We start from the raw sequence: 14,292 nt of genomic DNA on the forward strand, positions 1-14,292 counted from the left end.
CTATTTTGCCCACCAAACCACGAGCGCTGGTCAGGCATCGTGAGGGCATTGGTCCGACTTAAAGCCCCGATGGCTATACCAATGGCTACCGTAGGCAATTTCGCAACTGTATGAAAAATGGCCCTAACGTTGAGTTTCCTCAATGTTGGGGCCATTTTTATGTGGAGCTAAGGGGATTCGAACCCCTGACCTTCTCATTGCGAACGAGACGCGCTACCAACTGCGCCATAGCCCCAAGCGCGACCAGTTTAGCACCTCCTCGACGCGAAGTGCGAACCCGCGCATTCCCCACGCTTACTGGGCGCGGCGAGACTCCAGTACAGCGTCCAAACTCAGTGCCACGGGCTCGAATGCGACCGCTTCTTCAGTGCTCATCGCACCTTCGGTTGGTGCTGATACGGCAACCGGGCGCGCAGGAACCTTCGCTGAGGCCACCTGCGGGATGCCTCGTAAATCGGTATCGACGTGGATATTACGGCCCCGCACCCGGCCACGCATCGCATACGTGGGCGCTGGGATCGGCGTCACCGACCACGTGAGTCGTTCAACCTGCACGCTTTCCCTGACAGCCTCTGTGTCAATCGCCGTTGTCGCTTCAGCATCCGCTACCTGGCGCGCTGCCTGCTCTTCCGCAGTGGCCTGCTCTTCCGCAGTGGCTCGCCCATCGGCAGCGGTCTGTTCGTGCTCACCTGTTGGCACATCCGTATCGGCAGGAGCATCGTCAACGTGTGCCAAGGCCTCAACCACGCGGCTACTTGCTGAATACGGCGTCGTTACATAAGCTTTCGCGCCTTGGCGAATTGCCTGCAATTGAGCTTTTTCGGCGTCGTCGGCACGCTGGGCTCGGACCGCTGCGAAACGCGACCAGATCAACACGGCAACCAGTGCGGACAGTGGAGTTGCCACCCAACCCAGCGCGATCGTACCTGCCATGCCGAATGCGGCGACAGCAACGGTGACAACGAATGCAACGCCTGCGAGGAGCATACGACGCTGACCTGCAGCAGCGTCACGCGCTAAACGCGCAGCACGTTGGGCACGCAGACGCGACAGTTCCCGCACGGGAGCATTTCGAGATACATGTGCGCTGCCGGTGATATCACGCTGTGCCATTGTGCCCTCCAAAGTTGTATGAAGACGCGAAATTTCGGGAAGAAGAAGCACATGGCTTTCTTCGCAGGATTCACGTCGGGGTGTGGATTGCGCGGGCACGAGCCTTAAGTGCGGTGAGAACCGATCGTCCTGGCGCGACTGGGTGATGACCGACCGTCGAGCAACCAGCGCAGGGATCAGTGCCACGACCGCAACAAGCGCCGCGATAACGGCAAAACCCCCATACTCCACAGCAGCAAGGTTATGGGTAGGCAGCACTGAAATGGTTGAAAACCTTGGGCGTGTTGAGGGCTGGCCTGTGCTGTTTTCCCTGAAAGGCGTCACAGTTGTCACAGCAGCCACATCCGTCACAGCAGCCACATTAACGAGGCGGTCTCCGCTTCCGCTGGCACACTCAGCACGTGCAACTCAAGGCAGCGGAGCAGGCCACTCCCCCTGCTACCCGCACGAGAAACCTCGCGCCTCAAGCAGCGCCTTCAGGTACCCACCTGGAGGCATTGATTCCCTATCAGCAACAAAAGCAATATGGTCGGCCCACCTCCCTGCGATATGCAGGTAGCGTGGACGCAAGCCCTCTTCGATAAAACCCAAACGGCGACACAGGCCCAGCGACGGTGCATTTTCTGGCCGCACGCAGATTTCCACCCGATGCAATCCCAGCTCCCCTAACGCCAAATCCACCACGGTGGCCGCAGCACTTGCCCCTAAGCCGCGACCAGCATAAGCAGAAGTGAGCCAATACCCGAGGGTCCCCATCTGGGCAGCTCCCCAGTGGACATTTTGCAGCGAAAACTGGCCGACAGGTACACCATCAACTTCAACCATCATGAAAAGCGCTTCACCGCGCTGCTGGGAGCGGTCACAGCGACGAATATATTCACCCATCGTTGACGGCGCGGCGACGTCTCCCGGCGGCAGCGTTGCCTCCCAGGGCTGCAACCACTCTCGGTCACGTTGACGCACACGATCCACACGATCATGGTCACGGCCAATCATCGGGCGCATGACGAGGCGGCGCGGCGCACTCCCGTCGGGTGCCGGTCGTATGATGCCGGAAAGGACGGGCGCCTCGTAAATCACCTGAAAATCGGCGGCCCGACGACCCCACACCTGCCGACCCATCACACCGCTCAACCATGTACCCATTAGTCGAGCACCAAACACATCAACTCGTCGCCTGCATTGACCTGGGTGACGTCTTCGGGGACCACCGCGAGCGCGTTGGACTGAGCCAAGGCTGACAACAGCAAACCTGTCGGCGTCCCCACCACTTTAGCCTGGTATCCACCGTGCGGATCCCCAACCAAACGCACGCGAACAAATTCGCGACGCCCCTGAGGCGATGCCCACCCTCGGTCAACGACAGCATGCACACGTGGTCGCGATAAGGATGTCCACCCCTGCATATGCCGCAAAGCTGGCCGCACATAGATTTCAAAACACACTTGAGCGGCAACAGGATCCCCCGGCAGGCAGAAAATCGGCGTGCCTCCATGGCCTTCGTCATCGCTGCCGAGATGCCCCACTCCTAACAAATGCCCTGGACGGGAAGCAATATTGTCAAAACGAACCGTACCCAAAGAGCCGAGGACATCGCGCACGGTGTCACCTGAACCATAGGAAATACCGCCAGTGGTAACAATAAGGTCAGCCCGCACCAGTTGATCTTCAAGGGTTTCACGTAAGGTTTTGCGTTCATCAGGCACCGCCGCCACACGGAAGGTTTGTGCGCCTGCGTCCTTCATGGCGGTGGCAAGCGCATGTCCGTTGGCGTCAAATACCGTGCCAGCGCGCGCGGGCATCCCCGGTTCCACAATCTCGTCACCAATCGACACAATGACGACGCGCGGCTTGGGATGTACAACGACCCGTGAACGTCCCACACCAGCGAGTAAGGCAATTTGGCGGGCTCCCAGGCGGGTCCCCTTGTGCAAAATAATGGTGCCCTGTTCAACGTCTTCAGCCTTGCGGCGAATATTGTCGCCCGCTTCAACTTGACGTTGCAAAGATACGGTGGCCATCCCGTGGTCGGTAAACTCCACCGGTATGACCGCATCTGCGCCGCTAGGCAGGGGTGCCCCCGAAGCGATACGCACAGCAGTACCCGCCACAATGGCGGTGGGATTGACGTTGCCGGGCCGCACCTCATCAATAACAGGCAGGACGGTGGGCATCTCCGGGTGTGTACCTCGCAAATCCGAGGCCATCACGGCGTAACCATCGCAGGCAGCAAGGTCAGCTACCGGCAAGTGGAAAGGAGCTTCGACGTCTTCAGCGAGCACACAGGCAACGGCGTCAGCAAGCTGAACCTCCAGTGGAGGCTGCTGGCTGACAATGGCTAGACAATCGGAGAAAAACTCTGCGACGCTACGCATAGGCTCCCTTGGGTTGTGTTATTGCAGGTGGTTGACGCTGGCTAGGTATATGCACGAGGCGGTGCCGCGTGAGCCGGGCCGCGCGAGCTGGCCCGCTGCGTCCAGCACAAAGGGCAACTACTATCGCAGGGCAGCCTGTTTGCACTAGTCGCAGCTGCGACTTCTGCGGCTGTGCCGCCACCTGACGATGGCGGCACAGCTACCGCAGGGCAATAGTGCGGCGAATGATCAGCCTTGTGTCACGCGCGCAAGTTCGGCAGCAACGATCTCACGGGCTGCTTCGCCTAGATCCGGGTCTTCCAACGCTAAGGCAATATTGGCTTGGAGGTATCCCAGTTTGTCGCCTGTGTCGAATCGACGGTCGTTAATCACCACGCCGTATAGGCCGCCACCATCTTCCGCTTTACGGTCAATAAGACGAGCAAAACCGTCAGTGAGTTGGTATTCGCCGCCGCGGCCCGGCTCAATGGCTTCGAGTTCTTCGAAGATCGCCGGATCGAATACGTAACGACCGACGACAGCGTACTCAGAGAGGACCTCGTCAATCGGTGGCTTTTCAACGACCTGATTGATGCGCATCAATTCGCCATCAGCTAGGCCCACCCCGTCGGGAATCGCAATAGGAGTGACGTCGGTCGTGGCGTAGGCGGTCGCCTGCTCGGGTGTCACACGCAGCAGGGCTACGACAGAGCCACCCAGAGCGTGGCGCACCTCAATCAGGCGGCGCAGCAGTTGCGATGCCGGATGCATGAGGTCGTCGGGCAGCATTACAGCAAAGGGGCTGTCGCCAACGTGGTGTTTTGCCTGGAGGACAGCGTGTCCTAGTCCCAACGGGTGTCCTTGGCGGACCGAGTGGGTGCGCGCCAGCGTCGTGTATTCGGTGGCGAGTTCCAGCAGTTCAGTTTTACCTGCTTTGGCAAGGTCTCCCTCAAGGCCTGGGTCGGCGTCGAAATGGGCTTCGATGGCTTCTTTGCCTGTGCGCGTAACGAACAGCATGTCGTCAATACCAGCATCAGTCGCTTCACGGACCACATACTCAATGGCGGGTCGGTCAACGATGGGCAGCATTTCTTTGGGGACCGCTTTGGTGATGGGGAGGAAACGGGTTCCTCGACCTGCGGAGGGGACGACTGCATGGCGTACGCGTTTGGTTTGTGTTGTCATGACTGCCACACTAGTAGGTATCGCGCCATTTAGGGAGGTGATCGCGCTGGAGAAGTCGCAACTGCGCACATTTTTTCGCCGACAAAGAAACCTTCGTCCACGAGATGGACGTGAATCGGAGCAACTTGAAAGGCAATGGCACCTTCTGCGCGACACACTTGGGATCGCTTCTTCTCCGATCGCTGCATTTTGGCCTATCGCTGGGGAACCGGATATTCGCTTCATTCTTCGTTCGGCCGCGCAGGTCCTGTTGCCGGTCTTGCGAGACGAGGCTGGGGCTGACCTTGTGGGTCCTGCATGGGCGTGGGCCGAGGCCTCCTTTGAGTCCGTGGAACGCGATCCTTTGGCGTGGCATCCTGCCGTTGGAGCGGTCGGACCTGAACTTTTGGCGAACGTTGGCGCCATTGTGGTGCCTGCTCTTGCTGTTGATCGGTCAGGGACGCGGTTAGGGCAAGGGGGCGGCTGGTATGACCGTGCCCTCACTTATCGGCGAGCAGGGGTACCCATCGTTGCGGTCGTTGATGTTGAGGCTTTTCTTCCTGCTGGGTCGCTTCCTCGCCAATCTCATGACGTGCCCGTGGATGCGGTGATAACTCCGCAGGCGCATTGGGTACTGTGATAACGCCACAGACACACTGGGTCCGGTGATAACGCCCCTGCACATTGGGTACGCAGTATTGTGCTGGGGGCGCGCCAGACGTTACTACGCGGTGGTGATGAGCAAGGCTCAGTGGGTGCTTTTCGTGGTAGATCATTGCCTGGCTGGTGTCGGTGCTTGGCATATCACTGATTCGTCTATGGAATGTGTGCCGCGGAATGCTTTTCACCGCGTTTATCGCAGCATAGTTTGCTTGTGGATATCTCTTGATTTACACAGGTATCACATGGTGCGCACCTATTTCCCCAGAAGTCACACATTGTTGGGTCGCGATCAGTGCATTCAGGTAATCCTGATGTATGGACCTTTGGAAATATTGGCCGTTGATCCGTCGATTCACGGTAGCTCTTATAACGATATGCGCAGCATATGTCATCGTGAGCACAATCACGTCGCGTATAGGTCGGGTACCTGTGGTGATGACTCAGGGATCACTGATGACTGGCACACCGAAAGCAACAGCACCTCTTTCAATACAGTATGTGCCCAAGGAACTCGCGCCCTCTGACGCATTTCACTCAGTGGATGAAATCGCAGATCAGTGGCATGGTATTGCGGTTCAGGCCGACACAATCCTCACTCGTTCACTCCTTGAAGGATCCCCGGAAGGGCGGGCTGTACCATCAGGACACAGCCGCATTTCCGTCACCTTAGACGCCGCATCCACGCCACCGCTTGCCCCTGGTGATCACGTCGATGTGTGGGCAATACCAAGTCTGTGTGATCAATCTGTATGTTCAGCCTCTTTAATCGCCAGCGATGTCCGAATAGTCTCTACCGAGGCATTGGAAGGATCCTACTGGGGGACTTCCTCTGCACTGCGAGTCGACCTCATTACGTCTGACTCTGACACTGACATGGTCCTGGGACATTCCGGGACTGGAACGCTGAGCCTGAGCCTACGTCATCGTGACGCAAATGCGCCGGGCTCTTGAACAGGAGTGTATTCCCATGCTTAAGGGTTTCAAAGAGTTCATTATGCGAGGCAATGTCCTCGATCTCGCCGTCGCAGTGATCATTGCTGGCGCTTTCTCTCCCATCGTTGACGCAATCACCAAGGTAATCCTTAACCTGATTGGCGCCGTCGTTGGTAAGCCCAGCTTCGACAATGTTTTTGAATTCACCGTTAACGGTACTGTCATTCAGCCTGGCACCATCCTCACCGCCGCGGTGAACTTCCTTCTCATCGCCGCCGCCGTGTACTTCGCCATCGTTGTACCGATGAACAAACTGTCCAAGAAGAAGGAAGAGCCTGCCGAAGAACCAGCAGAACCTTCAGAAGAAACCAAGCTTCTTACCGAGATCCGCGATCTTCTGGCCAAGAACTGACCGCTAGGACGTGCAATCTCTTCAAGGGTGTGGGGCTATTACCTGTAGTAATAGCCCCACACCCTTTTATGCATACTCACAGTGCATTGCACGAAGTACCCCATGAACTGCTTCACGCGGTCGTCGGCATCTACGTGCCCCCTATTGGGTTGTCTCAGTTATTGGGTTGCTTCAGTGGTAGGGGTCTGCGTTCCAGCTGTCCCTTCCGCAGCTCCTTCAGCACTTTGTTCCCCAGTCGCATCAGTACTCGTTGTTTCAGGGGCAGGTGTTGGGACTGCCTCCACAGTAAAAGGAAGGCGCTCTCCAAGTGGCGCATCACCTGTATAGAGCTGTACCCAGTAGGCGCCAGCAGGCGCAGCATCCGACGAACTGAGCGTGCAGCCGTTATAGCGTGCACCCTCCCAACGTAATGAGGTTCCCCAACTCATCGCGGGGCTCAGTAACAAAGGTATGGCATTCACGTCGCGTCCTTCGCAGATGCGTCCATCAAAATACACATCCTCACCGCTCCCAACGACGATGGCGTAGCGGCCGGCACTCGTTGAACACGCTGTTTGCCCTGGGTTATGAAGGTTCACCTCCACCGTCACGCCTTTACCAACCTGAGTGGATGCCACTGTTGGTGTCACTGTCAACCCTGATTCGTCACAGGTGGGAATCCTCAACGTGTTTTCGCCAGAAACAATTCCATCAGCGGTTACTTCGTCACCTGTCTGGACCACCGGCGCACTTTGCACTGCTGAAGCTTGTGCAAGAAGTGCCGATATACCAGCCCAGATTCCCCAACCAAGCAAGGCAATGACCGCAAGAAGACCGGTTCCGGTGATAATTCGACGTGGCCACAGATTAACGGTACGTTTCCGTCGGGGGTTGGGTGTAGACGTAGGCATATAGCGACGCTACCGCGCATTGCGGTTTCGAGCGAGGATGACGCGCGAAGCAGCCCTGACGGATAGTCGGAACTTCCTCACGGGAAAATCGGTGCGCGCACAGCCATCGGTGCAATCGTGGCGACAAGGAATCCAGCATATTGCTTCGGCCTTCACCCGACACGGGAATGGATACCACCCGTCGTCATGCAGGTCGGCCAGATGTCGCATTTGATGGCGGCAAGTCATCCCCGTCAGAACCTTCAACAACACACCAGCGCTCTACGACAGCAGACGACACGCACCACAGCAGCGCCGCCAACACGATGACCAGTCCATATATGCCTGAGCGAAGCAGGAACGTGGCTTCAGCTCGCGTCAGCGCAACCAGCGACAATCCAAGGAAAAAGCCCCCACACAGTGGTGCCACAAAGGTGCCTGCACGTGCAAAAGCAGCTGTGCGGGCAGCTCCAATAGGTGACATCCAGGTCATTCGACGTTTGCGGAGGCGACGAACGTGGCGTCCACAGTAGATCACCACCACCGACAGAGCGATAAACAACAGCGCCAAGTAGGGCGTTGGTTGCAGCGGGGTACCACCGAAAACAATGATGGCACCTGTGAGACCTGCCGCGACGATTGCTGAAAGTCCAGCGATCGCCAGCAGTACCCACGGTGAAAGGGGTTTCACTGCCGTGCCTCAGGTCCTTTAGTGATAGGGATTTGTCCGGTCACACTTGGACGCACAGTAACTGAGCGCCGTAACCGTGGCCGTGCGCTCTGCGTGTCGAGGGGTCCGCGAGCAATATCCTCAGGCAGGTCGGGCCGCAAAACGCGCGCTGCGACCGTGTCATCCGGTGTTGCGATCACATCATGAGTGTCAGCAACATCATGAGACGCGATGGCACCATTGGGTGCTTCATCGACAATACGGACCTCTCGCCCGCCAAAATCCCATGACGGCAGGGCTGGCATTTGCGCAACTTCCTCAGAGCTTACTGCGCGCTGAACGGCACTGCTTTGTGCCATCCATTTGGGAAGTCTATCCAGTACTTCAGGCACCGTGGGTCTCTTCGGTGCACTGGCTGCTGTCGACACCGGGCTTTGCCGCCCAGTTTCGCCATGTGTTTCACGCAGTTCACGCTTGAGGTTCGGACGTAACGGAGTTGTGGAACGTGGTGCGGACGTTGCTGATGCCCGTGACGTCACTGAAGTCTGCTGCACAGGCACAGACGTTCGCATTGACGGTGCCTGCTGCACGGGTGCTGCTGGGCGCTGAGTTGCTGTTCGCTGTCCCAATGCAGATGATCGCGTTGGCGGCATTTGACGTGCCGATGTCGAATCCTGAGCGGACGATGTGCCACCTGACGCTACCTGCATCGAAGGCCTTGCGGGCGCGGGTGCCGACTGCGATACGCGCTGCCGTTGGGGGGCGGGTGTCCCCTGCGGGGTGCGCGCCAACGAGGGCGCAGGCGATGCAGAAGGAGCCTCCCGTGGTGGGCGCTGCATAGTTACAGGTGACACTTGCGGTGGCACAGGAACGCGCTTCGGAGCTTCCGTCGCACTCGTCTTCTTCTGCGGTTCAGGTACGCGCTTTGGGGTATCTGCCGCACTCATCAACGGTGCACGCATGGTTTTTGATGCAGTTGGGGGCGTTTTTGGCGCCGCGGGTGCAAGTCGCGCAGATCGAGCAATTGACGAGGCGCCGCTCGCGCTACTCAGTGTCGCAGCGGTTGGGGCACTAGCAGCACCGCCTCGGATAGCATGTGGCGGAGGCGTCGCCGCAGCGTCACGACTGTCGGTCCCCCTGGGTGTCGTAGGCGCCACTGAGCGTCCGAGCGGTTGAATTGGCGGGACGCGCAGACGAGAAGGGGTGGCTGATCCCGCGGTCGAAGCCTTCGAAGGTCCGGTTCGTCGCTGTGCACTATCCGCATCGCGCAGATCCATTGGTTTCGACCAGCGGTTCCACAATTCGCGCCACACAATGTCGTCCCGGTCGTCCCCAGGGGCGAGTCCCACCTTTGATGCTTCAGGCACCAGATCCAGGCGACTGGGAACCGAGGTGTGAGGCAGTTTCAGGCGAACATCGTCAATCATTGGGACTGCAAGGGAACGAGGCGTCTCAGGTTCTTCTTCATCACCGTCATGAGTCGCCACGTTGTTTTCGAGTACGTAGCGGTCGGATTCTTCCTGTACGGATGCAGCGTCGTCCAACCAGTCTTCTACCGCATCACGGATACCGTCCCGATCGGCTGCTTTTTCCAGCAGCATGTCAACACGGCCACGGCCTGGAATCTCTGCGTCAGGGTCAAGTAGAAGCCACGGTGCCAACACGAATGCCCGCTGGTGGGCTCGGGGGTGCGGCAGTGTAAGATGCGGATCCCACGTGCGCAGACGGTCGAAAGTAATGAGGTCAATGTCAATGGTGCGTGGCCCCCATTTCGTGCGCCGAATCCGCCCGAAACGATCCTCGATGCCGCGAGTAATAGTGAGAAGCTCTTCGGCGCTCACCTGCGTCTCGATGAGCACGACAGCATTCCAGTAGTCTGCCTGATCCTTGTCTGTTCCAAGGGTGACAGCGCGCGTACGCAATAGTGGTGATACTGCCGTTACGGTGATGTATCGGTGATCGATCAGCGCCTCAACGACACTGCGAAGTGTTTCGGGCACATTGCCAACATTGCCACCGAGTGCCAGCACAGCGTGGTGTGACGAGGCCGGGCTTGCTGGCGCGGCAAAATGCGCGGTGGCGAGCTGTGGCGGCAGCGCAGCGCTACCTACGTGAGCCTTGCCGCTGCGGTCGGTCGTCATATCGTTCGCCTTTCGGTCATGCCGCGGGAACGCCTGCGGTACACTCCCCCGACGCAGCGTAACCGCCACATCTGAGAAGTCTTCGTCTATTGGCGCATGAGGTTTATGTACGGTCACCTCGACACCCTTGACACCGTCAAATGTCATGACGGTATCTGCGATCCGTGCCGCCAGGGTCTCAATGAGATGAACGGACGGGCCGCGAATAATCGAGACTACCTCGCGTGCTACATCAGCATAAGAGATCGTATGCTCGATCGCATCTGTGAGCACCGCTTGTGTGGCATCAATCCACAATGACACGTCGACACTAAAAAGCTGTGCCTGCTGCTGCTCGAAATCAAAGACGCCGTGGACACCGAGCGCACTGAGCCCTGTCAGGGTAATGACGTCAAAGCTGCGCGTCATCGAGGCTGCCTTCCGTATTCTTCATTCACGCTCGCACGCACAACGCGCGCATGTGGGCCGACATCGTGAACCCTCACAGCCCACACCCGCGAGGCAAGCTGTTCAGTGATTTTCAGCGTTGCAGCATCCCGATCAGTGTTTGCAGCAGTTGCGAGGAAACGTTTCCGGGAGGCTCCAATAAGTACAGGGTAACCTAGATTTGCCAGTCGGTCACACCCCGCGATTATTTCCCAGCATTGCTCTGATGTCAGAGAAAAACCCAAACCCGGGTCAACAATAATCCGCTCAGGCGCCACACCCGCTTCAAGGGCAGCACTGACCTGCTCGTCCAAACGGGCACAAACCGTACCCACCACATCAGAACCATGGTCGAAGGTTTCTTCCGGTGTACCCGGCAGCGCATGGTACCGCTGGATAATGTATGCACATCCACTTGAGGCAACCACGTGGTTCATTGCACCATCACGTCGGCCACCGGACACGTCGTTAATAATGGCGGCCCCAGCATCCGCGGCCCGCTTCGCCGTTTCGGCGTGCATCGTATCCACGGACACAACGATGCCTTCATCCGCGAGGCGCGCCACCGCCTCGTCAATACGGTTCCATTCCTGATCTGCACTGAGGCGAGTCGAATGAGGGCGTGTCGATTCGCCGCCGATATCAACGATATCTGCCCCCGCTTCCCGCATCTGCCACGCGTGGTCGAGTGCGCGGCTGGGTTCCATCCAGGCACCCCCGTCCGAGAAGGAATCGGGCGTCATATTGAGTACGCCCATGACCAACGTGCGCCCTTGAGGCAAAGTCAGGCCGTGAGGCAAGCTCACGACACTGGACCTCACCGGCGACCCCCCAAAACCAGTGACATCATTTCGGCACGAGTGGCCGCATCAGTCATAATGCCACGCAATGCTGACGTCACAGTGGACGAACCTGGCTTATTGATACCCCTCATGGACATACACATATGCTCGGCTTCAACAACGACAATGACACCTTGGGGTCGCAGCACCTCGTGTAAGGCATCCGCGATCTGTGCGGTCAGACGTTCCTGTACCTGCGGTCGTCGCGCGTAACCTTCAACAACCCGCGCAAGCTTAGATAAGCCAGTAACTCGGCCACCTCGGGGGATATACCCCACGTGCGCATTGCCATGGAAGGGCAGCAGGTGATGTTCGCATACGGAGTGAAAACCGATATCGCGAACAAGGACCAATTCATCGGTGCCAGCCTCGAAAACTGTCTTCAAATGTTCCCGAGGGTCTTGCCCCATCCCGCTGAGCAGTTCTTTCCAGGCACGCCCCATACGCATCGGCGTATCACGCAGACCATCACGGTCAGGATCCTCACCGATAGCGACGAGGAGCTGACGCATCGCTTCAACGACCGCTGCTTCGTCGTAGCTCATGCCTTACCCTCAGCGGGTGTATCGGGCTGCTCCAGTGATGCGGAAGGTTCCACGGTTGGGGCGGTGGCATCGGCAGTGTCAGCGGTGGGGACAGCACTGCTGGAAGGCCCAGCATCGACAGTAGCATCAGCTGCGGACACAGTGCCATCTTCGAACCGGGCGTCGAGGCGTTCCGCTGACGCCTCAAGACCGCGTGGGTTACCGAAAACAGCGCCTTCAACTGCGGCATCAGCCAGGTAGTTCCACACCGGCCGATCGGGTTGCTTGCGGACATTGGCAAATATTTCAGCCAAAGCCGCCTCATCCAATGTTTCTTCTTCTAAGAGACGCACCGACAACGTGTCCAAAATATCGCGGTTACGGGTAAGGATCTCCCAGGCTTCCCGAGTGGCATTATCCAAAAGGGCACGCACCTCGTTGTCAATGACGGCCGCAACCGCATCAGAGCACGACTTGGCGCCGCCTCGTCCCATTTCGCGACCAAGGAACGGATCAGCGTCGTCCGACCCGAGTTTGACATTGCCAATCTGCGACGACATGCCATAGTCGGTCACCATCGCACGCGCGGTTTCAGTGGCTTTCTGGATGTCATTGGACGCCCCGGTCGACGGGTCACGGAAAACGATTTCCTCAGCGACACGCCCACCCATCGCATAAACGAGGTTGTCAAGCAATTGATTACGTGTCTTGGAATAGCGGTCTTCGACAGGCATCACCATGGTGTAACCAAGCGCCCGACCACGAGGCAGAATCGTGACCTTTGTGACGGGATCTGAGTAATTTAATGCTGCCGCGCACAGAGCATGTCCTGCCTCATGGTAGGCCGTGACTGCCTTATCGTGGTCGTTCATGACACGGGTCCGTTTCTGCGGACCAGCAATCACACGGTCAATGGCTTCGTCAATGGCACGGTTGTCAATCAAGTCGGCATTCGAACGAGCAGTCAACAGCGCCGCTTCATTGAGAACATTCGCCAAATCGGCGCCCGTGAAACCAGGGGTTCGCTTGGCAACCTGACGTAGATCCACCTCGGGTGTCATCGGCTTGCCAGTTGCGTGGACACGCAAAATTGCTTCGCGGCCCTTCAGGTCTGGAGCCTCGACAGCGATTTGACGGTCAAAACGTCCCGGCCGCAGCAAAGCTGGGTCGAGCACGTCAGGCCGGTTTGTCGCCGCAATGAGGATGACATTGGCGCGGTCGTCGAAGCCATCCAATTCCACAAGCAGCTGATTGAGTGTTTGTTCACGTTCATCGTTGCCGCCGCCAATACCGGAGCCACGGTGACGACCAACGGCATCAATCTCGTCGATAAAGACAATCGCAGGCGCAGCCTTCTTCGCTTCACCGAAAAGGTCCCGCACGCGCGAAGCACCGACACCAACATACAGCTCCAAGAACTCTGAACCTGAGATTGAGTAGAAGGGCACACGTGCCTCACCCGCAACAGCCTTCGCCAGCAGTGTCTTGCCAGTTCCGGGCGGCCCATAGAGCAGTACACCACGTGGAATCTTGGCGCCTACCTTACGGAACTTCTCAGGTGCCGACAGAAATTCGCGTATTTCTTCGAGTTCTTCAACGGCCTCGTCTTCACCGGCCACGTCGTCGAAGGTAATATCTGGGCGTTCCTGGTTGACTTGCCGCGCTTTAGATTGGCCGAATGCGCCCAGCATACGTCCGCCCGCCATGCGGCCCATGATCCACCAAAATGCGGCAAGCAGAATAAGCAGAGGCACCACAGTCTGGATAACAGCCATGAAAGCATTGGTATGCGGGTACATGGCGTTCCACCCGCGCGCCGGAGCCTTTTCTGCCACCGTCGCCAGGATCTCCTCAGCTTGGACACGTGCATAACTGAAAGCGACATTGCGCCCGATATTGCGCGTCGAATCCCCAATGCCCGTGGACTTATGGGTCCAGTCTTCTGCAAGGCGCAGCGTCACCTGCTGGGTGCCTTCATTGACCACGACACGTTCCACTGAGGCTTGTTTGAGTATTTCAAGGCCTTCAGAGGTGTCGACGATCTTCGGCTGGAAGGCTTGCCACAGCAACCAGCCGCCAAGGAGCAGTGCCGTCATAGGGATGGCTACCCACGCCCAGTTAATCCGTTTCTTTTTGGCTTGTTCTGCCACGCCAGTCCTTCGATTCTTCCGTGTTCCTGTC

The 14,292-nt window shown here is 58.1% G+C and carries 13 protein-coding genes and 1 tRNA gene; 3 read left to right on the forward strand and 11 right to left on the reverse strand.

Annotated elements, in window-relative coordinates:
* Window positions 1-162: 162 nt before the first annotated feature.
* The 5 genes from G438_RS0106490 to G438_RS0106510 form a co-directional block, all read right to left on the reverse strand.
* Window positions 163-235 (reverse strand) — tRNA-Ala (locus tag G438_RS0106490).
* Window positions 236-294: 59 nt separating this feature from the next.
* Window positions 295-1,371: a hypothetical protein gene (locus tag G438_RS0106495; RefSeq protein ID WP_131245813.1), complete on the reverse strand. Its 1,077-nt coding sequence runs from the start codon at window positions 1,369-1,371 to the stop codon at window positions 295-297.
* Between the two features lie 180 nt (window positions 1,372-1,551).
* The gene (locus G438_RS0106500; protein WP_240471010.1) at window positions 1,552-2,259 is read right to left on the reverse strand and encodes a GNAT family N-acetyltransferase; all 708 of its coding nucleotides are present in this window, start codon (window positions 2,257-2,259) and stop codon (window positions 1,552-1,554) included.
* On the reverse strand, window positions 2,259-3,488 hold the full coding sequence (locus G438_RS0106505; protein WP_026460619.1) for a molybdopterin molybdotransferase MoeA: 1,230 nt from the start codon (window positions 3,486-3,488) through the stop codon (window positions 2,259-2,261). Before G438_RS0106505 ends, G438_RS0106500 begins: the two co-directional genes overlap by 1 nt.
* Before the next feature lie 228 nt (window positions 3,489-3,716).
* Window positions 3,717-4,652, reverse strand: coding sequence for a UTP--glucose-1-phosphate uridylyltransferase (locus G438_RS0106510; protein WP_026460620.1), 936 nt, complete (start codon window positions 4,650-4,652; stop codon window positions 3,717-3,719).
* On the opposite strand from G438_RS0106510, the gene G438_RS0106515 reads away from it, so the two are divergent.
* The 3 genes from G438_RS0106515 (at window position 4,651) to mscL (ending at window position 6,639) form a co-directional block, all read left to right on the forward strand.
* Window positions 4,651-5,271 (forward strand): 5-formyltetrahydrofolate cyclo-ligase, encoded by a 621-nt coding sequence (locus G438_RS0106515; protein ID WP_051259378.1) that lies wholly within the window; start codon window positions 4,651-4,653, stop codon window positions 5,269-5,271. The genes G438_RS0106510 and G438_RS0106515 overlap by 2 nt on opposite strands.
* A 416-nt stretch (window positions 5,272-5,687) precedes the next feature.
* Complete coding sequence (locus G438_RS0106520) at window positions 5,688-6,245, forward strand: CpaB family protein (protein ID WP_131245815.1); 558 nt, start codon at window positions 5,688-5,690, stop codon at window positions 6,243-6,245.
* Window positions 6,246-6,261: 16 nt separating this feature from the next.
* Window positions 6,262-6,639: a large conductance mechanosensitive channel protein MscL gene (gene mscL, locus G438_RS0106525; RefSeq protein WP_026460623.1), complete on the forward strand. Its 378-nt coding sequence runs from the start codon at window positions 6,262-6,264 to the stop codon at window positions 6,637-6,639.
* A gap of 158 nt (window positions 6,640-6,797) precedes the next feature.
* On the opposite strand, the gene G438_RS0106530 is transcribed toward mscL, so the two are convergent.
* From G438_RS0106530 to ftsH, 6 genes are all read right to left on the reverse strand, one after another.
* The gene (locus G438_RS0106530; RefSeq protein WP_026460624.1) at window positions 6,798-7,529 is read right to left on the reverse strand and encodes a hypothetical protein; all 732 of its coding nucleotides are present in this window, start codon (window positions 7,527-7,529) and stop codon (window positions 6,798-6,800) included.
* Between the two features lie 184 nt (window positions 7,530-7,713).
* A complete protein-coding gene (locus G438_RS11240) occupies window positions 7,714-8,199 on the reverse strand; it encodes a DUF3180 family protein (RefSeq protein WP_051259379.1) in 486 nt (161 codons plus the stop codon).
* Window positions 8,196-10,727, reverse strand: a complete 2,532-nt coding sequence (gene folK, locus G438_RS12020) for a 2-amino-4-hydroxy-6-hydroxymethyldihydropteridine diphosphokinase (RefSeq protein ID WP_051259380.1) — start codon at window positions 10,725-10,727, stop codon at window positions 8,196-8,198. The genes G438_RS11240 and folK overlap by 4 nt, the downstream gene beginning before the upstream one ends.
* A complete protein-coding gene (gene folP / locus G438_RS0106545; RefSeq protein ID WP_026460625.1) occupies window positions 10,724-11,503 on the reverse strand; it encodes a dihydropteroate synthase in 780 nt (259 codons plus the stop codon). Before folP ends, folK begins: the two co-directional genes overlap by 4 nt.
* A 59-nt stretch (window positions 11,504-11,562) precedes the next feature.
* Window positions 11,563-12,132 carry a GTP cyclohydrolase I FolE gene (gene folE, locus G438_RS0106550; RefSeq protein WP_026460626.1) on the reverse strand — a complete coding sequence of 190 codons (570 nt, stop codon included), beginning with the start codon at window positions 12,130-12,132 and terminating at the stop codon, window positions 11,563-11,565.
* The gene (gene ftsH / locus G438_RS0106555) at window positions 12,129-14,261 is read right to left on the reverse strand and encodes an ATP-dependent zinc metalloprotease FtsH (protein WP_026460627.1); all 2,133 of its coding nucleotides are present in this window, start codon (window positions 14,259-14,261) and stop codon (window positions 12,129-12,131) included. The genes folE and ftsH overlap by 4 nt, the downstream gene beginning before the upstream one ends.
* Window positions 14,262-14,292: the final 31 nt, after the last annotated feature.

The sequence above is a fragment of the Schaalia suimastitidis DSM 15538 genome (genome assembly GCF_000429105.1).
Classification (GTDB): Bacteria; Actinomycetota; Actinomycetes; order Actinomycetales; family Actinomycetaceae; genus Pauljensenia; species Pauljensenia suimastitidis.